21 protein-coding genes are annotated in these 26,158 nt (G+C 43.9%); 8 read left to right on the forward strand and 13 right to left on the reverse strand.

Annotated features, from left to right (window positions below; genetic code table 11):
• Window positions 1-253 precede the first annotated feature (253 nt).
• The 9 genes from ABYU67_RS02275 to ABYU67_RS02315 all read right to left on the reverse strand — a co-directional run bounded on the left by ABYU67_RS02275 (window position 254) and on the right by ABYU67_RS02315 (window position 9,955).
• Window positions 254-2,455, reverse strand: a complete 2,202-nt coding sequence (locus ABYU67_RS02275; RefSeq protein ID WP_372843402.1) for a PhoX family phosphatase — start codon at window positions 2,453-2,455, stop codon at window positions 254-256.
• A gap of 274 nt (window positions 2,456-2,729) precedes the next feature.
• A complete protein-coding gene (locus ABYU67_RS02280; RefSeq protein WP_372843473.1) occupies window positions 2,730-3,359 on the reverse strand; it encodes a fumarylacetoacetate hydrolase family protein in 630 nt (209 codons plus the stop codon).
• Between the two features lie 179 nt (window positions 3,360-3,538).
• A complete protein-coding gene (locus ABYU67_RS02285; RefSeq protein WP_372843403.1) occupies window positions 3,539-4,264 on the reverse strand; it encodes an ABC transporter permease in 726 nt (241 codons plus the stop codon).
• 12 nt (window positions 4,265-4,276) lie between these two features.
• Entirely contained in the window at window positions 4,277-5,023 is a 747-nt protein-coding gene (locus ABYU67_RS02290) for an ABC transporter permease (RefSeq protein ID WP_296190763.1), read from the reverse strand.
• Between the two features lie 450 nt (window positions 5,024-5,473).
• A complete protein-coding gene (locus ABYU67_RS02295) occupies window positions 5,474-6,403 on the reverse strand; it encodes an ABC transporter substrate-binding protein (protein ID WP_372843404.1) in 930 nt (309 codons plus the stop codon).
• 101 nt (window positions 6,404-6,504) lie between these two features.
• Window positions 6,505-7,434: a transporter substrate-binding domain-containing protein gene (locus ABYU67_RS02300; protein ID WP_372843405.1), complete on the reverse strand. Its 930-nt coding sequence runs from the start codon at window positions 7,432-7,434 to the stop codon at window positions 6,505-6,507.
• An 86-nt stretch (window positions 7,435-7,520) separates the two neighbouring features.
• Complete coding sequence (locus tag ABYU67_RS02305) at window positions 7,521-8,321, reverse strand: transporter substrate-binding domain-containing protein (protein WP_372843406.1); 801 nt, start codon at window positions 8,319-8,321, stop codon at window positions 7,521-7,523.
• A 337-nt stretch (window positions 8,322-8,658) separates the two neighbouring features.
• Window positions 8,659-9,456, reverse strand: coding sequence for an ABC transporter ATP-binding protein (locus tag ABYU67_RS02310; RefSeq protein WP_011512694.1), 798 nt, complete (start codon window positions 9,454-9,456; stop codon window positions 8,659-8,661).
• Window positions 9,457-9,628: 172 nt separating this feature from the next.
• Window positions 9,629-9,955, reverse strand: a complete 327-nt coding sequence (locus ABYU67_RS02315) for a hypothetical protein (RefSeq protein WP_372843407.1) — start codon at window positions 9,953-9,955, stop codon at window positions 9,629-9,631.
• 373 nt (window positions 9,956-10,328) lie between these two features.
• Here ABYU67_RS02315 and ABYU67_RS02320 point away from each other — a divergent pair, with 373 nt between their 5' ends.
• From ABYU67_RS02320 to gltS, 4 genes are all read left to right on the forward strand, one after another.
• Entirely contained in the window at window positions 10,329-11,630 is a 1,302-nt protein-coding gene (locus ABYU67_RS02320) for a glutamate-5-semialdehyde dehydrogenase (RefSeq protein ID WP_372843408.1), read from the forward strand.
• Window positions 11,631-11,791: 161 nt separating this feature from the next.
• The gene (locus ABYU67_RS02325) at window positions 11,792-12,532 is read left to right on the forward strand and encodes a ribonuclease domain-containing protein (protein WP_372843409.1); all 741 of its coding nucleotides are present in this window, start codon (window positions 11,792-11,794) and stop codon (window positions 12,530-12,532) included.
• Between the two features lies 1 nt (window position 12,533).
• Window positions 12,534-12,914, forward strand: coding sequence for a barstar family protein (locus tag ABYU67_RS02330; protein ID WP_372843410.1), 381 nt, complete (start codon window positions 12,534-12,536; stop codon window positions 12,912-12,914).
• 79 nt (window positions 12,915-12,993) lie between these two features.
• Window positions 12,994-14,268 carry a sodium/glutamate symporter gene (gltS, locus tag ABYU67_RS02335; protein ID WP_372843411.1) on the forward strand — a complete coding sequence of 425 codons (1,275 nt, stop codon included), beginning with the start codon at window positions 12,994-12,996 and terminating at the stop codon, window positions 14,266-14,268.
• Window positions 14,269-14,374: 106 nt separating this feature from the next.
• Here gltS and glyA read toward each other — a convergent pair whose 3' ends face one another.
• The 3 genes from glyA to ABYU67_RS02350 form a co-directional block, all read right to left on the reverse strand.
• Window positions 14,375-15,631: a serine hydroxymethyltransferase gene (gene glyA, locus ABYU67_RS02340; protein ID WP_372843412.1), complete on the reverse strand. Its 1,257-nt coding sequence runs from the start codon at window positions 15,629-15,631 to the stop codon at window positions 14,375-14,377.
• 388 nt (window positions 15,632-16,019) lie between these two features.
• Window positions 16,020-16,526, reverse strand: coding sequence for a chorismate lyase (locus ABYU67_RS02345; RefSeq protein ID WP_372843413.1), 507 nt, complete (start codon window positions 16,524-16,526; stop codon window positions 16,020-16,022).
• Window positions 16,527-16,571: 45 nt separating this feature from the next.
• Window positions 16,572-17,909: a GNAT family N-acetyltransferase gene (locus tag ABYU67_RS02350; protein WP_372843414.1), complete on the reverse strand. Its 1,338-nt coding sequence runs from the start codon at window positions 17,907-17,909 to the stop codon at window positions 16,572-16,574.
• Window positions 17,910-18,637: 728 nt separating this feature from the next.
• Between ABYU67_RS02350 and ABYU67_RS02355 the strand changes: the two genes are divergently transcribed.
• From ABYU67_RS02355 to ABYU67_RS02365, 3 genes are all read left to right on the forward strand, one after another.
• Window positions 18,638-20,857 (forward strand): NADP-dependent isocitrate dehydrogenase, encoded by a 2,220-nt coding sequence (locus ABYU67_RS02355; protein WP_372843415.1) that lies wholly within the window; start codon window positions 18,638-18,640, stop codon window positions 20,855-20,857.
• 326 nt (window positions 20,858-21,183) lie between these two features.
• Window positions 21,184-21,810 (forward strand): rRNA large subunit pseudouridine synthase E, encoded by a 627-nt coding sequence (locus ABYU67_RS02360; protein WP_372843416.1) that lies wholly within the window; start codon window positions 21,184-21,186, stop codon window positions 21,808-21,810.
• Window positions 21,811-22,010: 200 nt separating this feature from the next.
• Window positions 22,011-22,868, forward strand: coding sequence for a DUF305 domain-containing protein (locus tag ABYU67_RS02365; RefSeq protein ID WP_372843417.1), 858 nt, complete (start codon window positions 22,011-22,013; stop codon window positions 22,866-22,868).
• 111 nt (window positions 22,869-22,979) lie between these two features.
• Here ABYU67_RS02365 and ABYU67_RS02370 read toward each other — a convergent pair whose 3' ends face one another.
• On the reverse strand, window positions 22,980-24,917 hold the full coding sequence (locus tag ABYU67_RS02370) for a M61 family metallopeptidase (protein ID WP_372843418.1): 1,938 nt from the start codon (window positions 24,915-24,917) through the stop codon (window positions 22,980-22,982).
• Between the two features lie 329 nt (window positions 24,918-25,246).
• Between ABYU67_RS02370 and ABYU67_RS02375 the strand changes: the two genes are divergently transcribed.
• Window positions 25,247-25,732, forward strand: a complete 486-nt coding sequence (locus ABYU67_RS02375) for a peptidylprolyl isomerase (protein ID WP_372843419.1) — start codon at window positions 25,247-25,249, stop codon at window positions 25,730-25,732.
• Window positions 25,733-26,158: the final 426 nt, after the last annotated feature.

A 26,158-nucleotide genomic window follows, 5' to 3' on the forward strand; every position in this document is an offset into this window, starting at 1 on the left:
CAGAAGAGAATGATTCAACTATCAAGTATCTTTATTGTCAAAAAGATAGGGAACTATAGTCGATTCCAAATAAAATAGATACGCCATACTGTAACGCGGAACTGGTATAAATTTTTCTGGCTTGCTGTGCCTAAACTGGCAGAGGCTGCACTTACCCATTTAGTAGCGATCGCCTAAAACACAAAAATCCCAAAGCCATGGCTTAGGATTTTTATGTTTGTTCAGAGGCATCATTACTACTGCAAATGGTTAACTAGACAAAGGACTCTGCCAGTATGACATCCCCATCTTCGCGTGTAATCATAACTGTCGCTGAGCGCGGAGTACTACCGCCATCCACTGCGCCCCACGTATTACCCGGATGCTGAATATTAATAAATAAGGTTTTAAAGTCTGGCGTCATCGTGATACCTGTGACTTCACAGCCCTCCGGACCGACAAAAAATCGTTTGATGTTGTCATTACTAGCAGGCATACCGACTCGGGTTTGTTGCCCTGCTGATGTGGTTTTAATGGTGCCATCGCTGACATTACCCGGTAGCGCTGCCAATAACATACAGCTGCTGGTATCGGTATAAGCGCCGTCGTCTGTTTGAATCCATAAAACGCCGCGTGGATCGAAGTATAAGCCATCGGGAGAAGAAAAATCGTTACTGTCATTTAATTGCGATAAATTTTCTGCTGCTAAATCACTCGGTGCAGCAAATAAATAAATATCCCATTCAAAACTGGTTGCCGCATGATCGCCCCCTGCTTCTGCCCAGCGAATGATATGACCGTTGTCATTACCACGCGCTTTGCCGCCCGTATTATAGCTGCGCGGATTGGACGCCGACACTGGCTGATCATCTCGTACACCACGATATTTATTATTGGTCAAAGTCACATACACCTCACCCGTTATCGGGCTGACCGATACCCATTCTGGTCGATCCATTTTGGTGGCGCCGACCACATCTGCTGCCGCGCGAGCAAAGACCAATACTTCATCTTGTCCATGAAAGGGCAGCTCGCTGTTCGAAGCATCCAGTCCATTTTGACCATGAATCAACGCTTTCCATTCACCGCGACCCTCTTCATTAAAGATAGCAACATAGAGCGTACCCTCATTCAAATACTTGTCACCAGCTTTTAATCCCCCACCGATATCATCATTTGACCATATGGCTTTAGAGACGAATTTATAAATATATTCACCGCGAGCATCATCGCCCATATAAAACACCACCGGTTTGCCTTGTTCAACGGGGGCATAAGCACAGTTTTCATGGGCAAAACGTCCCAGTGCCGTGCGCTTTTGGGGCATAGAGTTTTGATCAAAAGGATCAATTTCGGTGATATAACCGAAGGTATTAAAACCATTTCGATAATCGTCAGTAGCGCTAGCACTAGTGGCGGTCATATCCCAGCGTGAAAACTCGTCTACGATCTTGGCATCTTGGGCATCAGGGGTATGCCACAGATATTCAAAGCCAGAGAAATTCTCCGTTGCGCCATAGCGCTCGCGACCGTAATTCTGTCCTGCGCTCAGCTGGCTAGCATCTTGCCCACGAGCAAACACCCCTAAGAAGTTCTCTTCGGTAGTCAGATAGGTGCCCCATGGCGATAAGCCTGCGCCGCAATTGTTGTTGATACCGCGAGTTTGAAAGCCTGTTGGGTCAAACTTGGTCTTAACCAAATCAGAGCCGGCAACAGGACCCGCTAATTGCGTGGTTGTACTGCTGGTGATACGGCGATTGTATTTTGAATTGGGGACCATCTCGTAGCCCATGCCATCAGCGCGGCGCTTCATCTCGACCACTGCTACCCCATGACAATTGACCTCACGGCGTACGTCGCTTGCAAGTCGACGGTTTTGAAAGATTGGCGCAGCATTTTTATCTTGGATCACATGGTAACCAAATGGGCTCAGCTCGCTGCTATTGACGTACTCATGATTCATGACCAGCAGCCCATTTTCTGCCGCTTTGGCCTCATAGGCAGCGCCCTTTTTACCAAAGAACCACATGCCATCATGGTTGTCACCCATGCGCCATTCGAATGACTCTGCTGACTGCTCGCGATTGTCTTTCCAGTCATCAATACCAGATATCAGCGGCGTGCCCAAAGGCAGTATTATCTCAGCATTATAGCCTGCTGCCACGCTCATCGTTTCTGCAGTCGAATGCGCCACTGGGGTAAACTTCAAAGCTTCGGGACGTTTGAGATCACCTTGTGCAGGGATAGCAGCATCATTGCCATTATTTTTGGTAGAAGTATTATCATCGTCGTCGCTACAGCCGACTAAAGGGAGCGTACCGAAAAACGCCGCTGCCGTTAATCCTGTGCCCCCTTTTAGGATACTACGTCGATTTAAACGGCGACTAATAATGGTTTGAAAATCGATATTGTTGCTCGGGTTGGAATCTTCAACGACTTCATGAGCAATTGGTTGTTTATTATTTAATAGTGTCATTATCAGTCACCTTGCTGGTAGGATTGGGGAGCATAAAAGAGTGGACTACAGCCTTATCGCTGCCGTCATCAAAATACGTATTACGCCTAATTCTACTGAATGTTTATGACAGTACGTTGAAAACCAAATGCCGATTTGATAGTAATTTAACGATTAGCTCATGATAAATAGCTATCACCAGTGATAAAAAAATCCCAAGCGGTCACTTGGGATTTGGATTTTTTGATAGCGTTAATGCCTTTAAAAGTTACTAGGTGACAGCTGCGATAAAAGCTTATTTAACCTCTGTCTGCCACTGATGAGCGCCTAGTTTTAAAGTCAACACATCACCCGCATGTAAAGCGCCAACGCCGCTTGGTGTCCCGGTCATAATAACGTCGCCTGCTTGCAAACTAAAAGCGTGACTGATATTGACCAATAACTCATAAACGGGAAATAGCATCAAGGCGCTATCGCCGTCTTGCTTGAGTTCGTTATTAATATTTAGTTGGTAATGGACGTTTTTGAAGTCACCAAAGGCATTTGCATCGAGCCAGTCAGCAAGCACACAAGCGCCATCAAAGCACTTAGCGCGCTCCCAAGGATAACCTTTTTCTTTCAGCTCAGTTTGTAGCTCACGCAAGGTCAAATCAAGCCCCAATGTCACGCCGCCGATGGCTTGTTTCGCCTCTTCAAGCGTGGCTTTTGATAAGTCTGTTGCCAGCTGAATACAAAGCTCAGCTTCATAGTGGGTTTCGCCAAAGATGGCAGGGTTTGGGCGCTCAACGCCCTGATGGAGAGATACCACCGAAGAGGCAGGCTTCATAAATAGCATCGGCGCGCTAGGCACTTCATTGCCCAACTCCTCTGCATGCGCCGCATAGTTGCGCCCGACACAGACCACTTTACCGATAGAAGTACGCAGACGTTCGTTATTATCAATGCTGGTATCACTATGGGTATCAGTGGTGCCAGCAGTATCTTTCACATTACCAATAATAGCGTTGGCGATGGACATATGGGGCGATGAGCTCATACTATTTCCTTCCGACCGATTTTTTAATTTATGACCACTATGGCTTTTTTATTTTGCCGTGCCTACTTTTAAGGAATGGTATTGGTAATGACATCTGGCGGCACATAGCTGGCGTGACGATTCATACGTTTTTCAAACAATCTAAAGCTAAATAAAATCACCCACGACAGCAGCAGATACACGACACCGGCAGCAAAGAACAATTCCATCAAGGTATAAGTACGCGCACTAATCGTACGAGCAACGCCCGTGATATCCATCAAAGCAATGGTGGATGCCAGCGCACTACCCTTTAGCATAAAGATAACTTCGTTACTGTAGGCAGGAATCACAATACCAAAAGCACGCGGTAAGGTAATACGCGTCAGCTTCTGCCATTTTGACATGCCAATGGCATCGGCGGCTTCAAGCTCACCCACAGGAATATTTTGGATTGCACCGCGAATAATCTCTGCCAAATAGGCGCTGGTATTAAGGGTAAAGGCAATAATCGCACACCAATACGCTTGGCTAAGCACTGGCTCCCATAAGAACGAATTACGCACCGCTTCGAACTGCCCAAGCCCATAATAAATCAAAAATATCTGTACCAATAGCGGCGTGCCACGGAAAAAGAAGATATATAAAAATGGTAATACTTGCACCAGCCAATTTTTGGACAGGCGCAATAATGCCAAAATCAAACCAAAAAACAACCCAATAATACCCGAGAAAACAACGAGCTGGACAGTCAATACCGCGCCACTCATTAAATCAGGGATATGGTCAAAAATGACCTGCCAATTCCAATCCATAGTATCTCTCCTCTACCCTATGGTCGATTGACTTTGAGTGGTTTGATGGTGGGTTTGACGGCTGAGCTTTTTAGCATAACGCGCTGCTGGATTGGCGCGCCACTCAAGCCACATCATAAAACCGGTAATCAACATGGTCAGACCCAAATAAATAATCGCCGCTGCCATATAAAACGTAAACGGCTGCTGTGTCGACTGCGCCGCACGCGAGGACTGATACATGATATCTTTGAGACCGACGACCGACACCAAGGCCGTATCTTTAAGCAATACCAAAAACAAATTGCCGAGACCTGGCAGTGCAATCTGCCAGACTTGCGGCAAGGTAATACGATAAAAAGTCTGAAAAGGTCGCATGCCAATCGCTTGCGCCGCTTCTCTTTGCCCTATTGGAATCTCTTGAATGGACATGCGAAAAATTTCGGTCGCATACGCACCAAAGGCAATTGATAACGCCATGACCCCGCCCCAAAACGCGCTAATCTCGATATAGTCGTTATAGCCGAATTTTTTGAGGATGCTCATGAGCAATATCGAGCCGCCGTAATAAATAAACAGCACCAATAACAGCTCAGGGATGCCGCGCATCGTGGCAGTATAGACCGTCGCAAGCTTACGCAGCAGCCAGACATTGGACATCTTGGCGGTCGCGCCAAGCAAGCCTAACGCCATACCGATGACCAGACTGGTCAGCGCAAGCTTTATAGTGACGGTAGCGCCGCTTAGTAATAGCGCGCCAAATCCTTGTAAATCAAACACAATTATCCACTCAGTCTCTTTATATTAGCAAATTGCAAAATATCAGTTAAAAGAATCAGCATCAATAGCTGAGCGCGGCTAATAAACGTCGTTTAGATCAAATAGGCGCTGACCATTTGCATTATAGGTAGACGCTAAATTCAGACGATTATTGCTGCGGTAATTGACACAGCAGAAATGAGCGCTGATTTTATCATATTCGCTGCCAGCTATGTTAATACTGACATATAAAAGCACTGCCTAAATAAGCGCTTATCAGCATAAATATCAAATAAATCCGTAATATTTGATAAAAGTCGAGCGTTAATCACACTTAAAACTTAAGGATTTAAGCAAAAAAGCAAAAAAGACATCACCGTTATGGCAATGTCTTTAGCGTAAACGTCTTTAATGTAAATGTCTTTATGTTTATTAAAACAATTTCATTGACAGTACTAATATATCGAAGCGCTATTGGGCGGCGCTATCGGCTGATGTTGATGTCGGTGCTGATGTTGCAGTAGCGCTTGCTGGTACCGCAAAGTACTTTTGATTGATTTTATCATAAGTACCATTAGACTTAATATTGGCCAAGGAAGCATTGATTTTTGCTTGTAGAGCATCATCATTCGGACGCACCGCAATCGCAAAGTTATCATTGATATCAATCTCAGCGCCTTTTAGCACATAATCGCTACCAGACGCCGAGCTGAGCCACTCAATCGCTGGCAGTTTATCCGATATCATGGCATCAACGCGGCCAGCACCCAAGTCCAAAAACGCATTACTTAAGGTATCATAGAGCTTCATATCCGCTTTTGGATAAGCATTCTCTAGCCACTGTGAAGAAATGGTTGAGCGCTGAGCGGCGATAGAATGCGCATTGATATCAGACACCTTTGCAGGGTCAAAGCTGCTGTCTTTTTTGGCTAAAAAAACCAGCGCATTACTAAAATAAGGATCGGTAAAAGCCACTTGTTGAGAGCGTTCAGGGGTGACTGACATCGCCGCGACGATAGCATCATACTTACCTGCTTTTAGACCAGGGATAATACCATCCCAATCTTGCGCCATAATCTCACAAGTCACCTGCATATCAGCACAGATGGCATTGGCAATCTCGATATCAAAACCGCCGAGCGTGCCATCTGCATTGGTATAGTTAAAGGGCGCATAAGCACCCTCAGTACCGATACGCAGGACATTACCCTCTATGCCGTCTGCGCCATCTACTTTTTTCTCAGCCGTCTTTGCAGTCTTATCTGCATCGACGCTTTCAGTCCCTGTCTCTTGACCGTTACTACAACCAACCAAGGCTAAAAATGCTACCACTGCTAGCATAGGTTTTGAAAACCCCTGATTGGTCATTGAATTTGAACCTATGAGAAGATAGTTACTCATAATCATCCTTGAAGTTATTACGTCGTAAAATTTGGATAAGTGCTGGCTACAATATGTATTGCTCAAAACTTATGATCAATACATATTTGTCATCACAGGGTTTAATTTGTTGCTGCTGGCGCTTCTTTAGCAGTGGTCGTATCCGCATCAGTATCGGCTTTATCCACGACGACTTCTTTGAGATCATTGGTAGCGACTGCTTTTTGAGCAGCTGTGGTTGAGCTGGTACCAAAGTAGCTACCTGTGATTTGATCATAGGTGCCATTGTCTTTTAGCTCAGTCAACGCCTTATTAAATTTGGCAACCAATGGATCGCCTTTACGAAAAGCGATGCCCATCGCATCATCATTGGTGCTGATTTCTTGACCTTTGACTTCGTAGTCTTTACCAGCTTCAGTCTTGAGCCAATCGATACCTGTCACTTTGTCAGACATCATCGCGCGCACACGACCTGAGGTTAGATCTAAATAAGCATTATCTTGGGTGTCATAAAGTTTGATGTCAGCATCAGCATGTTTATCTTGTAGATATTGCGAAGCAACGGTCGAACGCTGTGAGGCAATTGGCTGACCTTTTAGGGCATCAACCCTAATATCATCACCTTTTTTACCGATTAGGATAATACCACTATGGAAATAAGGGTCGCTAAATTCGACCACTTCTTTACGCTCAGGGGTGATTGACATACCGGCGATGGCAGCGTCAAACTTCTGCGCATTCAAACCTGGAATCAAGCCATCCCAGTCTTGCGAGATGACTTCACATTTGGCTTTCATTTGCGCGCATAGGGCATCGACCAACTCAATCTCATAGCCGATTAACTTGCCGTCTGCGTCAGTATAACTAAAAGGTTTGTAGCTTGATTCTGTTGCGATTTTGATATTTAAAGGCGTATCAGTTGCAGTGTCTGTCTCAGTAGTTTCTACTGGCGCAGAGCTATTATTACAACCTGCCAGCATCAGCATGGCAGCACTTAGTGGTGCCAGCCACAAGGCTTTTTTGGTCATTGCTGAGGAGATTGAAATGCTCATAGTGGTTATTCCTTAATATATGTATCAGCCGTATATATATCCGCCACCGAAGACGGACATTAACAATCGACGTTAATGATGACAGCTTATTGACCAAAGTTCTGCTGTTCGAGACGGGCAAGCTCACCGTTACTGCGAATCTCACTCAGCGCCTTATTAAAGTCTTCTTTAATGGCATCGCCTTTACGTACAGCAATGGCAATATTGTCATCATTGTCAATCTCATCACCTACGATACCGAAGCCTTCAGGATTGTCTGCTAACCATGATTTTGCCGATACTTTTTCAGCCAATACCGCATCACTGCGACCAGACTTTAGGTCCAAATAAGCATTGTCATAATTGTCATAAAGCTTAACGGTATTGCCGTCTTTGCCTTCATAATTGTCTTGTAGATAAGCACCTGGCGTCGTTGAACGTTGACCACCAAGCTTCAGATTCTTGATAGATTTAGGGTCAAAGCTGCCTTTGGTATCAGTCAGCCAAACCATGGTATTGGCAAAATAAGGCTCACTGAAATCGACTTTTTCTTGACGTTCAGCGGTAATCGACATACCGGCAATGACTGCATCGTATTTTTGTGCCAATAGACCTGGGATAATACCGTCCCAATCTTGAGCGACAATTTCACATTTGGCTTGCATCTGCTCACATAGCGCATTGGCGACGTCGATATCGAAACCTGCCAAACTGCCATCGGCATTGGTATAGTTAAAAGGAGGGTATGCGCCTTCAGTCGCAATACGAATGGTCTTGCCACTGGTTCCTGCTGCCGGCGTATCTGCATTGGTTTCAGCAGCGTCATTGGCCGGCTGACTACAAGCACCCAACATAAGCGCGGCGGTAACGGTCATCGATGACCATAATAGGCGAGAATTCGACATCATACGTTCCTTAAATTCTGATGGATTTTTAAGACGATTTTTAATCTCTAATTTTTAATATAGCGTTCTGGTATATTTTCTCTGACGTCCCTGCCAGACAAGTCACTCAGATTTAGGTAACTGGATATTTAGGCTGTAAGATAGTTTGGTATAACAGTAAATGCTATTGATAGCCGCTCACAGCTCTTTTGATAATACCTGAGTGGAATATCAAAAACAAACATTTTGCATACCGACTGTGATTATTGAGTAATAAAGGCACAAGTAGACTTACTGATGTGCAATCTTAGCGCTTTAAAACCTGATTACTAAGACTGCAACTTGATAAGATTTAAGCAGATTAGTTTTGACGATGTGAGGCCATAAAGTCTCTGACACGCTCAGATTTAGGATTGTCAAAGACTTGCTCAGGCGTACCAATCTCTTCAATAACGCCTTGGTGTAAAAAGACCACCTTACTAGAAACGTCACGTGCAAAACGCATCTCATGGGTCACAATCAGCATCGTGCGCCCCTCGGCTGCCAGCTCTCGCATCACCGCCAGCACTTCATTGACCAGCTCAGGATCTAAGGCAGACGTCGGCTCATCGAACAATAATACCTGCGGCTGCATAGCAAGGGCGCGCGCAATAGCGACACGTTGGCGCTGACCACCGGATAGGTTTGCCGGATAAGCATCTTTTTTGTCCAGTAAGCCCACTTTATCAAGCAGCTTTTCAGCATCGCTAATCGCTTGGTCTTTTTTTATTTTTAAGACTTGTATTGGACCTTCGATGATATTGTCAATAATCGTCTTATGTGGCCATAGATTGAAGTTTTGAAAGACAAACCCTACGCGCGCGCGTAGGTGCTCTAACTGCTTGATGTCAGCTGCTTGCAACTCGCCCGACTTAGCCGGCTTTAGCATCAGCTCGTCTTTTCCGATGATGATACGACCTTGATTTGGCTTTTCAAGCAGATTGATACAGCGTAGCAGGGTCGACTTACCTGAGCCAGACGAGCCTAAAATGGAGATAACATCGCCGTCATAGGCAGTCAAAGATACGCCTTTTAGTACGGCCAATGAGCCGAAACTTTTATGGATATCTTGTAAATCTAAAGCGATCGGTCGAGTCGGATTATTTGCAGTATCAAGCATGGTTTAGCAGACTTCCAATAAATATGAATGAAAACAGGAGTAAAAAAGGGCTTAACGATAAGAAGGCGCTTGGCAATATTGTAATCTTGATAAAATAAGGCCCATAACGCACAATCCGTTATGGGCCTTATTTTATCATCTTAATAGCGTGAGCGCTGTTTTATCTGCCATATTAATAGGTTGAAACGTGCTCTTCGCTCTCAGTACCGTCCAGCACCTCTGTGTCATCCGCAGTTGCTACGGCCACATCGTCTGTGCTACTGACAGCCATATCATTATCAGTACTCGCTACTGCCACATCATCAGAGCTACCAGCCGTTGCCACACCGGTTGCTTCGTCTTCTACCGCCGTCTGCGCATCTGCTGCTGGCGTCGTCTCTACTGGTGGCTCATCTTTTTTGCCACAAGCACTAAGCGTCAAGGCTACGGCAATCAGCCCAACACCCAGCCAGTTTTTGTGAGCGCCAGATTTTTGCATTTGTTGTTGGTCAATGCTCATATGTATTCTCCAATAGGTTTCTAATATCATCAATTCTTACTATGAATCAATGACTAGTATAAATAGCTCTCATGCAGCCCAGTTGCTTTAAAACTAGCACTTTAAAATTAAAGCCTTAAAACCAAAATAAATCTTTTGCTGCTTAGCGCTCACTATACGGACGATTCATAGGGACTACCTTAGTAATTACAGACTAGTTCTGTTAAAAATACGTAATCATAAATCCAATGCTCAATCATAACTACCCTATAGAGCCAAGCAACTGCTATTCACAAAATCGGCTTTACTATCGACCTAATCTCCTCTATGTTAAATAGCATAGCGCCACTTGTGCGCTGACTTTCTAAATTTATTACTATAAGGATGTATATCTATGAGTCAAACCGATACCACAGACATAACCGCTTATATGCAAAACGTCGGTAAAGAGGCGCGCGCCGCGTCACGAGCGCTTGCTGCTGCCAATACGGGCGACAAAAATGCGGCATTGATGGCGATTCACGAGGTGTTAAAGAATGCGAAACCAGATATCTTAGCTGCCAACAAAATCGATATGGATAATGGTCAAAAAAACGACCTAGACGCTGCGCTGCTTGATCGCTTGGAATTAAATGACGCCCGCTTTGATGGCATGTTACAAGGTTTAAAAGATGTTGCGGCATTGCCTGACCCGATTGGCGAGGTTACAGACATGACGTATCGTCCATCGGGCATTCATCTGGGCAAAATGCGCGTACCACTTGGTGTCGTTGGTATGATTTATGAATCACGTCCGAACGTTACCCTTGAAGCGGCGTCGCTTGCACTAAAATCTGGGAACGCCATTATCCTGCGCGGCGGCTCAGAAGCCTTTGAATCCAATCAAGCGATTGCCAAATGTATTTTGGAGGGGTTAAAAAAGGTTGGTTTACCAGAGCATAGCGTGCAAGTATTACAAACCACTGACCGTGCAGCGGTCGGTAAGCTGATCACCATGACCGATTATGTCGATGTCATCGTACCACGTGGCGGCAAAGGGCTAATTGAGCGTATCAGCCGCGATGCACGCGTACCAGTGATCAAGCATCTTGATGGTAATTGCCATACCTTTATCGATAGCGATGCTGATCCTAAGATTGCCATTAACGTTAGCGTCAATGCTAAAACCCATCGCTATGGGACCTGTAATACCATGGAGACGCTATTGGTCGATGAAACCATCGCTGCTCAGCTATTGCCCAAGATTGCCGAAGCTATTGTGACTGCTGATGATGCGATGCAGCTGCGCCTTGATGATAAGGCCCAAGCTATTTTAAACGATAATAAAATATTAAAAGGTCATCTATCAGCGGCCACTACCGAAGATTGGGATACCGAATATCTTGCGCCTATCCTTGCTATTAAAGTCGTCTCCGGTATCGATGCAGCGATTGAGCATATCAATACCCATGGCAGTCATCATACCGATGTTATCATTACTGATAATTATACCAAGTCGCAACGCTTTATTCGTGAAGTCGACTCAGCAAGCGTGATGATTAATGCCTCAAGCCGTTTTGCCGACGGTTTTGAGTATGGTCTTGGCGCCGAGATTGGCATCTCAACCGACAAAATTCATGCGCGTGGACCAGTTGGGCTTGAAGGCTTGACATCACAAAAGTGGATCGTTTATGGTCATGGTGAAACCCGTATGTAATTTATTACGTCTTCAATACAATTTATAACACTGTCTGCAGTATAATTGTTACAGAACGTCAGCCTAATTGCTGGCGTTTTTTTATTATCAATAAATATAGGCGATATCGAATATAAGTATTGTTCCCTATGATAAACCTCTATAGATAGGACCATACGCCCATGCAAAGTGGCACGATCAAGCATTGGAACTCTGATAAAGGCTATGGCTTTATCGACGTCGATCATCAAAGTGAGGATGTGTTTTTTCACATAACGTCAGTACGATTATCACAACCGATAATCGAGGGACAACGGGTTTATTTTAATAGTGAGCGTAATAGTAAAAACCAGTTACGTGCTACCGAAGTGACCTCGAATGAGTTAAGCGTTTTAGTATCCTCAGCATCAAATTCAGCTCATCGCAGCGCAGATAATGCTCATCAGAAAAACCATCGAAAACAGAACGCTAAAAACACTCATCGTAACCCAAATAAGAAAAGCGCATTTTTTACCCTATTAACTTTCATTGCCATTATTGCTGTTGCGGTTTACTTCTTTGGGGATTTAAAATCCAGTTTCTTAGCAGATGGTATACAATCGACGCCTATATCGCAGCCGACCTATAAAACCGACAGTGCCGATGCAGCCGCTATCACAGGTGATGCACAGATAGATCACACCATTGCGCTTATTCAGCAAGGTGGACCTTTTCCTTATCCAAACAAAGACGGCAGCACATTTTATAATCGAGAAGGCAAGCTACCAGCGCAGTCACAAGGCTACTATCGAGAATATACCGTCCCTACACCGACAGTTTCTCATCGCGGTGCGCGGCGTATCGTCACAGGCGGTCATCCGCCAACCATTTATTATTTGACCCTCGATCATTATGAGAGCTTTCAAAAATTGCAGGTAAAATGAGATGAGTGACGCTATTCATTATTTGACCAAAGACAGCACTGAGCAAAGCCCTATCGATGAGAGCAGCAGAGTACTGCTTTCGATACCTGAGCAGGCAATCTCTGTACCTATCGGCGCTATACTAAATAAAGAGACATTGTTGACCAGCTTAGCAAAAGCATGCGATTTCCCAAGCTGGTTTGGTCATAATTGGGATGCGGCGTGGGACTGCCTAACAGACAGCGATATTGAGCATTTAATCCTTGATTTGACCGCCACTTATGATATTAACAACGAAGATTTTCACCTATTCAAAAGTCTTATTGAAGATGCTTTTAGAGACTTTGGTAAACCACAACTGTGGATTATGATGGCGGCCAACGATTCTCTTAGCCGCCCATAAGAATCTGAATTCGAGATAAAAACAGATTTATCCCGAATTCAGGTTAATTTATATTGTTATTTATAGAAAGGATGAATATATGGAAGTTACCCTAAACGGCTATTACACCTTGATATTAGCCACACTGGTACTTTTACTTGGACGTTTCTTAGTCAAAAGAATCAAGTTTTTAGAAGATTTTAATATCCCAGAACCGGTCGCAGGCGGTTTGGTTGCAGCGATTGTTGTCTATATTCTTAATATATTTTGGGGCTATAGCTTTAACTTCCATCAAGGACTACAAACAGCGACCATGCTGATGTTTTTTGCCTCTATCGGGCTTAGCGCTGATTTTGGTAGGCTCAAAGCAGGTGGCTCACCATTGTTGATTTTTACTATCATCGTATCTGTATTTATCATTTTACAAGATATCCTTGGGGTTGCAATGGCAAGCGCACTTGGACTTGATCCGCTGCTTGGTTTGGTCACAGGTTCAATCGCCTTGACCGGTGGTCATGGTACTGCGGGTGCTTGGGGCATTACTTTGGAGGAGCAGTACGGCGTGGTTGGCGCGACGACGCTGGGTATCGCAGTTGCCACTTATGGTTTAGTAGCAGGTGGTATTATCGGTGGTCCTGTTGCCCGTCGCTTGATTAATAAACTCGGTCTTAAGCCGACAGCAGTCAATCCAAACCCCAGTAATGTGGAAAAACTGGCAAGTGAGCAGTCGCTATATAGCACCAAGCATAGTGAAGAGGAAGTTCATAGCAATAAAGAGATGTTTGAAAAGCCGGATAATATCCGTCTGATTACCGCATCGTCTACCATCGAATCATTGGCTCTATTTGCCGCAGCGTTGGCGTTTGCGGATATTATGACTTTGTTAGCGCAAGATACCTGGTTTGAGCTACCGACCTTCGTTTGGGCATTGGCAGGCGGGGTGATTATTCGTAATGCTCTGACTATGGTCTTTAATTTTGATATGTTTGACCGTGCAATTGATGTCATCGGTAACGCGTCATTAAGTTTGTTCTTAGCGATGGCATTATTGTCATTAAAGCTGTGGCAATTAACAGATTTGGCAGGTCCGGTATTGATTATCTTATTGGCACAGACAGTACTGATGATTGGGTATGCGTACTTTGTGACCTTTAAGCTCATGGGTAAAGACTATGATGCGGCTGTCTTGTCAGCAGGACATTGTGGTTTTGGTATGGGTGCAACCCCTACGGCGATTGCCAACATGCAGGCAGTCACTGACCGCTACTTACCATCACATAAAGCATTTTTGATTGTGCCGATGGTTGGTGCTTTCTTCGTCGATATCGTTAACGCTACTATCTTGCAGATATTTACCAAACTGCCGTTTATGTGATTTGATGAATTAAAACGTTAGTTTAAATAGTCGTAAAACAAAAAACCGCCTAGCAAAAGCTAAGCGGTTTTTTTATATCTGACTTATAAAACCCGTTAATCAGAAATTACTGATTTTTAGCATAAACAGGCAGCTCTTTACAGATAGCTTCAACTTTACCACGGACTTCAGCAGTCACAGCTTCATCACCACGGCTATCTAGCACGTCACAAATCCAACCTGCCAACTCACCTGCTTGTGCTTCATTGAAGCCACGAGTGGTAATCGCTGGCGTACCAATACGAATACCAGAGGTCACAAATGGAGATTTTGGATCGTTTGGCACAGCGTTTTTATTGACCGTAATGTGTGCATCGCCCAACCATTTATCCGCTTCTTTACCAGTCATTTCTTGCTTTACTAAGCTGATTAGCATCAGATGGTTTTCAGTGCCACCAGAGATGATTTCATAGCCACGGTCGATGATGACTTTCGCCATTGCTTGAGCATTTTTAACCACTTGCTGCTGATAGGTTTTAAAGTTGTCTTCTAATGCTTCTTTGAATGATACCGCTTTGGCAGCGATAACGTGCATCAGTGGACCGCCTTGGTTGCCTGGGAACACCGCAGAGTTTAGCTTTTTCGCTAGCTTCTCATCGCGAGCCAAAATCATACCTGAGCGTGGACCACGTAAAGTTTTGTGCGTAGTAGTAGTCACTACATCGGCAAATGGTACTGGGCTTGGATAAACGCCCGCTGCAACCAAACCGGCAACGTGTGCCATATCGACCAAAAGATACGCCCCAACTTCGTCAGCGATAGCGCGGAAACGTGCCCAATCGACCACTTGTGAATAGGCTGAAAAACCAGCGATGATCATTTTTGGCTTATGCTCACGAGCTAAGGTATCTACTTGATCATAATCGATCAGACCAGTGCCATCTACCAATCCGTACTGTACGGCGTTGTAGTTCAGACCTGAGAAATTGATATGTGCGCCATGGGTCAAGTGACCACCAGCATCCAGACTCATACCAAGTACCGTATCATTGGCTTCAAGCAAGGCTAAGAAAACAGCAGAGTTTGCTTGACTACCAGAATGTGGTTGGACGTTTACATACTCTGCACCAAACAATTCTTTTGCACGATCAATGGCCAACTGTTCAACGACATCAACATGCTCACAACCACCATAATAACGCTTACCAGGATAGCCTTCAGCGTATTTGTTGGTCAAATCGGTACCTTGTGCTTCCATCACTGCTTGTGAACAGTAGTTTTCTGAAGCGATAAGCTCAATATGGTTTTCTTGACGCACGCTTTCAGCAGCCATGGCTTCAGCAAGTACTGGATCAAAATCTTTGATAGAGATATCTTTAAACATAGTAAGGTCCTAAGTAGTGACAGTCGTTAGTGGTCATTGAGAAGAAACGAATAGCAAAAAACGTCTGAGACAAGCAAGCAAAAGGCTTGTTATAAGCTTGTCAAATCTAACTACAAATTTGACAGGCGTTTGCATCAATATCCTTGCTAAAGCTCAAGTGTAGCATGAAATTTTATGTGACGAACGCAAAAAAACCTCACCTGATATTGAACATCTTGCAAGATAATATTTTCTTTATATAAATCCAATTATATTAGATGCTTATAACTGCCCTATTTGAAGGATGAGTATAAATTAATTAGGAGTATTTTACTGAGACTAGATTTGAGCGAGGGTAAGTAACATAGCTAGCCAATCCATTAGCTATTTTAGTCTGATTATGAAGGGTTTAACTTTTGAGTAATTTTTGCTCAAATTGCGGCAAAAAAGTCTCACTGATAAGTAACTTACGTCCATACCAATCATATAGCGTCTGCCGTTGCCAGCCGTCACTCGTCTGTTCGATACAGCGCTTGTTTGGTAAAGTGCGACTGCGCTTAAACAACACATAGCCAATCGGCGTGCTTTTGAGTTGTTGTAAACGTTTGGCACGGCCTTGTAAACTTGATAGCGGAAATAGGCTTTGTGCCTGTACCCATGGCCGATCGTCATTGCCGTATAGATATACCTCACGTACCCACGCCAGCTGCGGGCGACTGAGCGCAGCACCTCTCATACCGAGCTGCTTTTTTTGTGCCAAAGACAATAAGCGGTAACCCTCAAAGCTGCGCTCGACACGTAACGGCTGCCCAGCCTTTACCTCAAGTAATGCAGTCAGAGAGCCTTCGGTATTTAGCCAAGATAGTAGCTCTGTCGGCGGTGATGAATGGGCTAGGCAAGAAAAATGAGAGATCATAGTTTACGGCTAACAACTGTTATATGAAGTAGATACTAAAAAAGGTTAATGGCTGCTATCAAAGGTTGGCATATTATCGATATTAAAAGGTAGCGCCTCAAATGCCTGCTGTCGGTACTGCGCCATATGCAGTCGATCTTTAGCACAAAAATCACTAATCGCTGGGACAAAGCGCGCATCATAAATACGATGTAATGAGTGCGTGGTAGTCGGAATAAAACCGCGAATCAGCTTATGCTCGCCTTGCGTCCCTGGGTCAAAATACTGCAAGCCCTGTTCGATCGCAAACTCGATACCCTGATAATAACAAAGCTCAAAATGTAAGCTATCGTACTCACCAAGCGCGCCCCAATAACGACCGTACAAAGTCGCGGTTTTATTATCAGGCGTATCATATAAAAACAGGCTACTGGCGATAATCTCACCATTGCCATCAAGTGCTTGCGCGAGCATTAAATGCTCAGACATAGTTTGCGCCAAAGCTCTAAAAAAATCCATGGTCAAATACGGCTGCTGCCCTCGTATCGCATAAGTCATGACATAGCAGTGATAAAATATCTTCCAATCGGACTCAGTAATCTCATCACCACGTTTTCGCTGACACATGATACCTTGCTCGGCAACCTTACGACGCTCAGCTCTGATGGTTTTACGCTTTTTGGCTTTGAGTATACTTAAAAATGCCTCAAAATCTGCAAACATCTCATCGTTTTGGCTAAGGTGCTTATTTTGCCATAAAAACTGACAGCCTTGACGCTCAAGTATCGGCATTTCAATGGGTTTTGCCGCGACGCCCTTTACTTGATTGTTAAGCGCTATTTTTATATCGATATCAGTGGGTAGCGAGGCGTTGGTGATACTAGCCATCTCAGGGGTGACAAATAATCCATGCCAACCTGAGGCATCTACTTGCTGCGCAATATCATCAACACCAGCGATGGCGGTCTTTATAATATCAGCATCAAGTATTTCACCCTCTGCCAACCATAAACGCTGACCTGTGATGGGCGTATAAGGGGCGCTGGTCACCAAACGCGGATAATAATCCAGACCATATTGTGCATAAGCTTGCGCCCACGCATGGTCAAATACAAACTCCCCTTGATGATGACCTTTAATAAAGACGGGCATCACAGCAACTGGCTGCTGCACTTTTAGAGTAGTTTCTACAGAAGACAGACTGTGCTGTATGGCAGTATCGTCATCAGCTTCTGCACGATGTATCAAGATATAAAGCGGCAACCAGCCTGCTTTTTCACCGATTGCGCCGCTATCAATAAGCGCTTGCCAAAAAGCAAATGACATAAAAGGCGTATCTGACGCCTGCCAATCGCCTAGGCTTTGCCAGCTAGTATCGTTCAGTAACGCATATTGTAAGGTCATAATCAGCACACTGTTTTTTTGATGGCTTTTGTTGATGAGGGTCGTTGATGACTGTTTTTGATAACAGGTCTTGCTGATATAGCCTAACAAATGGCTATTTTTTTGCTGTCACAATTTGCAAAAACTGCGCCCAACCTTTATAGAATCAGCGTCATCATTTAAGAATGGCTTGAGATTGGAATAATATTATCGTTATAGAGGCAAATGTCGATGCGATATGTGACAAAAATTGCCAGTAAAAGCCATTAAAATCAGGCAAATTACATGGAAAAGATGATATCAATCTTGATGACTGATAGAATAAGAGTATTATTAGCTTAATATAATTCAGACACATGAGATATGAGCGAAATAGTATACTTAGTTCAAGGTACAAGATTGACATCATAGCGGATTTATAGTGCATGAACTATAATATATCGGTCATCATGTATCGTCAGGCAGTGTTACCCAATCGTTTAACCCCTCTTTTGGCGGTAAGTTTGTCATAAAGGTTAAAACAGCTTCCAAAAGATAGTTTTGTAAAATGACGTCAACTGGCAATATACAAACCATTTGAATGCATCAAACCGTTTCAATATATTTTTGTATGATTGCAAAAGTGACACGCGAGGTACTTAATTTAGCGCCATCGCCCATTATGGTATGAAGGCTATATCAAGGTATTAAATAATATCCAAGCCTTATTCACTATCATTACTGACAACATAAAGGAATACTCTACTACAATGTCAAAAATTATTTATACAAAAACCGACGAAGCCCCAGCGCTTGCAACCGTATCATTCTTGCCTATTGTTAAAGCATTTACTCAAACAGCAGGTATTGAAGTTGACACCAGTGATATCTCAGTTGCTGCCCGTGTACTGGCTGAATTCCCTGAATTCTTAAGTGAAGAGCAACGCGTCCCTGACAACTTAGCTGAGCTGGGTCGTCTGACACAAGATCCAAATACCAACATCATCAAATTGCCAAATATCAGTGCTTCTGTGCAACAGCTAAAAGCAGCGATCAAAGAGCTACAAGGCAAAGGCTATGCCATTCCTGATTTTCCAGATGACCCAAAAACTGACGAAGAGCTAGAAATTCGTCAACGTTATGGCAAAAGTTTAGGCAGCTCAGTAAACCCTGTACTGCGTGAAGGAAACTCAGACCGCCGCGCACCAAAAGCGGTCAAAAACTATGCACGCAAGCATCCGCACTCGATGGGCGAATGGAAGCAATGGTCACAGACGCATGTATCACACATGCACAGTGGCGACTTTTATGACGGCGAGCAATCTATCACGTTAGATAGAGCGCGTACTGTACGCATGGAACGCTTAGCGGACGATGGCACTGTCAATGTCTTCAAAACAGGCATCGCTTTGCTTGATAAAGAAGTCATCGATCTTATGTTTATGAGCAAAAAAGCACTGCTTGAATTTTATGAGCGTGAAATGGAAGACTGCCGAGAAGCTGGTATCTTATTCTCGTTGCACGTAAAAGCGACCATGATGAAAGTATCGCACCCTATCGTCTTTGGTCACGCGGTTAGAATCTACTATAAAGATGCTTTCCAAAAGCATGGCGCATTATTTGACGAGCTAGGGGTCAATGTTAATAACGGCATGGCAAGCTTGTACGAAAAAATTGCTGAGTTGCCAGCCAGCTTGCGTGAAGAGATTGAGCGCGATTTACATGCTTGCCAAGTACATCGTCCACGTCTAGCAATGGTTGATTCATCAAAAGGTATCACCAACTTCCATTCACCAAGTGATGTGATTGTTGATGCTTCTATGCCTGCTATGATCCGCTCAGGCGGTAAAATGTGGGGTGCTGATGGCAAAATGTATGACTGTAAAGCCGTCATGCCTGAGTCTACTTTTGCGCGTATTTACCAAGAAATGATTAACTTCTGTAAATGGCATGGCAACTTTGACCCAACCACGATGGGTACAGTACCTAACGTTGGTCTAATGGCTCAAAAAGCGGAAGAATATGGCTCGCATGACAAGACGTTTGAAGCAAGTGATAACGGTATTGCTCGTATTGTTGACGAAGAAACAAATGAGATCTTACTTGAGCAGCGTGTTGAGAAAGGTGATATCTGGCGCATGTGTCAGGTCAAAGATGATCCGATCCAAGATTGGGTCAAGCTTGCTGTACGCCGCGCGCGCGAATCTAATACGCCGGTCATCTTTTGGTTAGACCCGTATCGTCCACACGAAAACGAGCTGATCAAAAAGGTAAAAATGTATCTAAAAGATCATGATACCAGCGGTCTACATATCGAAATCATGTCACAAGTTCGTGCGATGCGTTATACCCTAGAGCGCGTTGCCCGTGGTCTTGATACGATTTCTGCTACTGGTAATATCTTACGTGATTACCTCACTGACCTATTCCCAATTTTAGAATTGGGTACCAGCGCGAAGATGCTATCAGTCGTACCACTCATGAAAGGCGGCGGTTTATTTGAAACAGGCGCTGGTGGTTCAGCACCTAAACATGTCCAACAATTGGTTGAAGAAAACCATTTACGTTGGGATTCATTGGGTGAGTTCTTGGCATTGGCAGTGTCACTCGAGCATTTGGCACAGAATGATAACAACCCTAAGGCTCAAGTATTGGCTGATACTTTAGACACAGCGACTGAAAAGCTGTTATTAAATGACAAGTCTCCATCACGCAAAACCGGTGAAATTGACAACCGTGGTAGTCATTTCTACCTTGCTTTGTACTGGGCTCAAGAGCTTGCGGCTCAAGATAAAGACAGCGAGCTTGCTGCACAGTTTGCGCCACTTGCGCAAACGCTAGAGAGCAATGAAGCCGCTATTGTCAAAGAGCTGAATGATGCTCAAGGTAAGCCTATCGATCTTAAGGGTTATTACCTAGCTGATGAGGCATTGGCTGAGCAAGCGATGCGCCCTAGCACTTTGTTCAATGACGCAATCGCATCGCTATAATTTACTCATTTTATAAAAGTAAGTTAATAGAAGTGAGTTAATAAAAGTAATCTTAGCGTAAATACAACACCCCAAAATATTAGATTTTGGGGTGTTTTTTTATCTGCTATTTAGGCTTGTTTTTTAGGTGTTTTGAATGCTTATAATTCTGATAAGTCTTGCGACCATCTAAAGAGCTGGCCTTTGATAAGCTAAATATTTTAAGCTTGCCCAGCATTCTGTTATGCTAGGGCTATATAGGTTAGTAACTTGTATATTTTATCCCTTTATCAACCATGCTATTTTATGACTGCTACCTGTCATTTGTTTTTGGGAAACGCTATTTTATGACCAGCTCTAGCCTGATTTTGTTTAATAAGCCTTACGGCGTACAAAGCCAATTCCGTGATGACAGCAATAATGACCATGCTACTTTATCAGAGTATATTACAGACAAATCAGTACGAGTTGCCGGCCGGCTTGATGCCACCTCAGAGGGTTTACTGATCCTGACCAGTGATGGACGGATTAATAAAGCCATCACGCAGCCGCCCTCCATAAAAGGTTTTGCGCAAAATAAACAAAAGCAGGGCAAGACTTATCTGGTACAAGTAGAGGGCACGGTTACTACGGCTCAATTAAAACAGCTGGCAAGTGGCGTGATACTAAAAGATGGCAAGACCTTGCCCGCCTCTGTCGTCTTGGTCGATGAAGCCGATTTGCCTATTAAGCTTTGGCAGCGTGATCCGCCCATCCGTGAACGTAAAAGTATCCCAACGTCATGGCTAATGCTCACAATTTATGAGGGCAAAAATCGCCAAGTAAGGCGCATGACCGCACATGTGGGGCTGCCTTGTTTACGCTTGATACGCTGGTCAGTGGCAGGGTTTGAGCTTGGGGAGCTTGGGGTCGGTGAGTTCGTACGCGTCACTCTAAATCATGAGCAATGCCTTAGACTTGGTGTTATAGGTTAGTTGTCATAGACCTAAGCTACCTATATTAAGAGACCTTAAACTATGACACTTTAAACTACGACATCTTAAACATAGCGTCTCGAAAGAGTAAGATTGGCCTGTTAATATTGGGCTATATGTTTTATATGATAGTCACGCTTTTTGCTTAATTTATGGTTTGCTCAATTTATGGTTCGTTAAATCTATAGTAAGGATATGTCATGACTGTTTTACATCGTTTTGCCTTATTTGCTAGTGGGGTTTCTGCTGCTTTATTACTCAGCGCCTGTCAGCCAAAAGCGGATGATAGTGAGATAAATGCAATGCAAGATGATGTACCAATCACAACAGAGCAGCCTGACAGCCATGATGAGAAGGACGCTCATGCAGGTCATGACGTGATGATGCCTGAGACTACATCAGATGCAACGCCCATGACAGACATGCTTAAAGACTATACCAAGTCGATGACTGACATGCATAATGAGATGATGGTGGGGATAGCGTATAACGATCCAGATACCGCCTTTGCTAAAAGTATGCTTGGGCATCATCGCGGCGCCGTAGATATGGCAAAGATTGAGCTGAAATACGGTACCGATGAGACGATGCGTCAACTTGCACAAGATATCATGGACTCACAACAGCTTGAAATCGATATCCTCAATAAATGGCTTGCCAGCCACCCTGATACGCCCAAACCTAAGCCCAATACCGAAGCGATGCAACAAGCTTATGCTAACGGGATGGATACTATGCATGCAGATATGATGGCGGGTATTACAGACCCTGTACCAGATATGGCATTTGCACGTGGAATGCTGCCCCATCATCGCAGCGCGGTAGATATGGCAAAAACCCAGCTGCAATATGGTACTGATAAAGAGATGCGTAAATTGGCACAAGATATCATTGATGCCCAGCAGCCTGAAATTGAGCTGATAGAAAGCTGGATTGCAAGGACATCATCGACTGCAAAAGAGGCGACCGTTGCTACCGAGCAAGAAACGTCTTTGACCCCTAAAGAAGCCATGAAAGAGGCAATCGATTCTGCCAAAGCCAATAAACCTGCCGCTTAAAATTTAAGCTTATAGCAAATAGCCCATGCTAAATACGGATACTTAGCATGGGCTTTTTAATGGCCACTATTTTTAAAGAGCCATCATTTATATGTGATAGCAAAATCACTATTACTGAGCATGCCTCATAAGATCCAACCAAGCGCTCTCTGTTTTTACATTATTTGCTTTATCTTCGTCTTTCTTAGCCAAACGTAAGCTAATGCTATGTGGATATACCTTCTCAGAATCATGAGTATCATCTGTATCTATTTTTGGTAAGACTTTGACCATCATCAGCTCATCACGGCGGAACAGATGGCACTCAACCTCATCTGAGGCCTGAGTAAAAGCTGCCAATTGCTTATTATCTGCTTTGATAGCATCAATGGCGATAATGACATCATGTGCTGATATACCTGCTTTGGCAGCAGCGCTCCCACGCGTTACCCTACTAACCTTAAGCCCAGCTGGCGTTTCTGTACATCTCATACCCCACGGTACGTGCTTATCTGAGGTTTCTTTACTGTTGATATGAAACTCAATACCATGAGCGGCTAACAGTTTTTCAAGCGGTAATTCTTCGACACCATTAACATAGCGGCTTTCAAACGCTTGCCACTCTGCTACTGGTATAAATTGCCCAATGACAGCTCCCATATCGGCACTACTGATACCGATGCGCTTTTTGTCATTTTGCTTTGCTTGCTCATAAAAAGCTTTGACCACATCAAATAAACGATAACGTCCCGCGCTCCTTTCTAGTAGCATTAAATCCAAACATAACGCTACCAAAGCGCCTTTATTGTAGTAACTGATACCCGCATTGCCAGTATTTTCATCGTTGCGATACAGCTTAATCCACGCATCAAAGCTTGACTCTGCCACACTTTGCTGCGCGCGACCCGGCGTTTGATAATAGCGATTGATTTGTTCGGAAAGTAGCTTTAGATAACTTGCCTTATCGATCACTCCTGACGCTTGCAGCATAAAATCATCAATATAGGAGGTAAAGCCTTCAAACACCCAAAGTAAAGGGGTAAACGCTTCACGGCGTAAATCCACATCTAGCATCACATCCGGACGGACGGTCTTCACCCACCATGCATGAAAGTATTCATGACTACATAAGCCCAAAAATCGCTGATAATCACTACTTGGTACTGCTGACTCATTAGTATGAGGTAGATCACGGCGCGGGGTAATCAGACTGGTCGAATTGATGTGCTCCAAACCGCCATAATCTTGCCCGCTGGCATAGGTCATAAAGGTGTAATCATCAAACGGTGCATCACCCAACCAGTTAAGATAGGTCTGACAAATCTGAGTCAGGTCTTGCTGCAATCGTCCCATATTGGCATTGTGCTTACCAGCAAGGAAAAATTGATGACCCAGCGTCTGGTGCTGATTATCTTGAATAATAAAATCAAACTTCTCTTGTAGCGCAATCTCAAACGGATAATCAATCAGCTCATGATAGCTGTCCGCCTGCACACTATATAAATCTTGCTTATTACTTTGTAAGTGTGTCGCTTTAAGCCCACATGCCAACAATACGTGTTCTTTATCTTTATCGCTAAAAAAGGCTTTAGGCACTATCAAGCTGACTTGTACTGGTGATTGCTCTTGCCCATCGACCGCCAATGCCAGTGAGGTAAAATTGCCGTACAGCCGCTGCTGATCAACATAAGCGGTACGTACCGATAAATCATAACAATATACCTCGTAATATACGCTTATCGTCTGCCCTGCTTTCGCCTCTGGCAGCTGCCATGTATGCTTGTCAGTTTTTTGGGTGCGATAACGCTTGGGCTTTCTATTATTATGCGTAATTTGGCTATCCGGCAACGCTTCATCCACTACCTCATAATGTACAGCAGTAATATTGCGCGCAAATTCACGTAGCAAATAGCTGCCCGGTATCCATGCTGGCAACCATAAGCTTGGCGCATCTGTATTTGCTATAAAGGTCAGCGAGACATCAACCAGATGCTCTAAAAAACGCTCAAAGTCGAATTGGTAATGAATATTAGATAGCTGATGATAAGCGGCATGAGAGATGACGGTCATATTTTTTATCCTTATCGTTATCACTATGGTAGAAGTCATTGCTCAAAAACGCAACTGGCTAAGCAAAAACTGAGCAAGCGTTTATTAGCAAATGGGCTAAAAATACTAATTATTCTGCTCTATTACACGATTAATTGGCATTTTTTGTGCTTTTAGCCTTGAAAGTGATGGCAGTTATCGCAATTAAAGAAGCTAACTGCTAAAGTTACCCTAATAAACTGATGATAATTAACTGATGACGTGGCTATTTGGCTGGCTGATTGGCTTTTTTAGGTTTATTTTATTGCAACCGTATTTAATTTTTAATATCAACATATTTAGGATAATTTATGACTACTATCGCAAAAGACACTGCCGTCAAGTTTAACTACACGCTAAAAGACGACGAAGGTAATATCCTTGACCAATCTCCAGAAGGTCAACCACTGGCTTATTTGCACGGTCACAGCAATATCATCCCAGGTCTAGAGCAACAACTAGAAGGCAAATCTGCTGGCGAAAGAGTCAATGCCGTTGTTGAGCCTGCTGATGGTTACGGCGAATACCAAGAACAAGCGGTACAACATGTACCACGTGATAACTTCCAAGGCGTTGATGATATCCAGCCTGGTATGCAGTTTCAGTCAGAAGCTGGCGGTCAAGTCATGCTAGTAACCGTTACTGCTGTCAACGACACAGAAGTGACTGTTGATGCCAATCATCCACTAGCTGGCAAGCGTTTGACGTTTGATGTTGAAATCCAAGAAGTACGCGCTGCTACTGAAGACGAATTGAACCACGGTCATGTACATGGCGCAGGTGGCGTTGAGCACTAATCACTGATTGATTATGGTGAGATGTGTAGGCAGTAAATGATATATCACATCGTTTATCGCCAAGGGTCAGTAGAGTTTTCTACTGACCCTTTTTTATGGGTAACTATCTTTTTTAGGCAAACAGAAAGAGTGTTATCTGCACTTACTCAGTATTAGCACCTTGTACATATCACAAAGCCCAGACGTAACAAAGCCGCATAACGACTAGCATTATACGGCTTTTATTACCAACCATCCATGTTACTGTCATTCAATACTTAATCCCGAAGTATTTTATAACGGTCGGGCATCCAGCCCTATCATCCCTAATCAGCAAACTACCTATCCCTTATACGACGTGCCAGCTACCAATCCCTAGTACCTCTAAACCTTTCAGTTCAATCATGCCGTAGATGTATAATCGCAGATTGACCCATGCTAAGTAAG

Source organism: Psychrobacter sp., from assembly GCF_041554015.1.
In the GTDB taxonomy this organism is placed as follows: Bacteria; Pseudomonadota; Gammaproteobacteria; order Pseudomonadales; family Moraxellaceae; genus Psychrobacter.

What these genes read in the sequence shown, in the direction of transcription:
- ABYU67_RS02375 (WP_372843419.1), top strand. Translation starts at nt 25,247, where the DNA reads ATGACTACTATCGCAAAAGACACTGCCGTCAAGTTTAACTACACGCTA.
- ABYU67_RS02345 (WP_372843413.1), bottom strand. Translation starts at nt 16,526, where the DNA reads ATGATCTCTCATTTTTCTTGCCTAGCCCATTCATCACCGCCGACAGAG.
- gltS (WP_372843411.1), top strand. Translation starts at nt 12,994, where the DNA reads ATGGAAGTTACCCTAAACGGCTATTACACCTTGATATTAGCCACACTG.
- ABYU67_RS02315 (WP_372843407.1), bottom strand. Translation starts at nt 9,955, where the DNA reads ATGAGCATTGACCAACAACAAATGCAAAAATCTGGCGCTCACAAAAAC.
- ABYU67_RS02300 (WP_372843405.1), bottom strand. Translation starts at nt 7,434, where the DNA reads ATGAGCATTTCAATCTCCTCAGCAATGACCAAAAAAGCCTTGTGGCTG.
- ABYU67_RS02305 (WP_372843406.1), bottom strand. Translation starts at nt 8,321, where the DNA reads ATGATGTCGAATTCTCGCCTATTATGGTCATCGATGACCGTTACCGCC.
- ABYU67_RS02360 (WP_372843416.1), top strand. Translation starts at nt 21,184, where the DNA reads ATGACCAGCTCTAGCCTGATTTTGTTTAATAAGCCTTACGGCGTACAA.
- ABYU67_RS02350 (WP_372843414.1), bottom strand. Translation starts at nt 17,909, where the DNA reads ATGACCTTACAATATGCGTTACTGAACGATACTAGCTGGCAAAGCCTA.
- ABYU67_RS02310 (WP_011512694.1), bottom strand. Translation starts at nt 9,456, where the DNA reads ATGCTTGATACTGCAAATAATCCGACTCGACCGATCGCTTTAGATTTA.
- ABYU67_RS02295 (WP_372843404.1), bottom strand. Translation starts at nt 6,403, where the DNA reads ATGAGTAACTATCTTCTCATAGGTTCAAATTCAATGACCAATCAGGGG.
- ABYU67_RS02285 (WP_372843403.1), bottom strand. Translation starts at nt 4,264, where the DNA reads ATGGATTGGAATTGGCAGGTCATTTTTGACCATATCCCTGATTTAATG.
- ABYU67_RS02320 (WP_372843408.1), top strand. Translation starts at nt 10,329, where the DNA reads ATGAGTCAAACCGATACCACAGACATAACCGCTTATATGCAAAACGTC.
- ABYU67_RS02370 (WP_372843418.1), bottom strand. Translation starts at nt 24,917, where the DNA reads ATGACCGTCATCTCTCATGCCGCTTATCATCAGCTATCTAATATTCAT.
- ABYU67_RS02325 (WP_372843409.1), top strand. Translation starts at nt 11,792, where the DNA reads ATGCAAAGTGGCACGATCAAGCATTGGAACTCTGATAAAGGCTATGGC.
- ABYU67_RS02330 (WP_372843410.1), top strand. Translation starts at nt 12,534, where the DNA reads ATGAGTGACGCTATTCATTATTTGACCAAAGACAGCACTGAGCAAAGC.
- ABYU67_RS02355 (WP_372843415.1), top strand. Translation starts at nt 18,638, where the DNA reads ATGTCAAAAATTATTTATACAAAAACCGACGAAGCCCCAGCGCTTGCA.
- ABYU67_RS02365 (WP_372843417.1), top strand. Translation starts at nt 22,011, where the DNA reads ATGACTGTTTTACATCGTTTTGCCTTATTTGCTAGTGGGGTTTCTGCT.
- glyA (WP_372843412.1), bottom strand. Translation starts at nt 15,631, where the DNA reads ATGTTTAAAGATATCTCTATCAAAGATTTTGATCCAGTACTTGCTGAA.
- ABYU67_RS02275 (WP_372843402.1), bottom strand. Translation starts at nt 2,455, where the DNA reads ATGACACTATTAAATAATAAACAACCAATTGCTCATGAAGTCGTTGAA.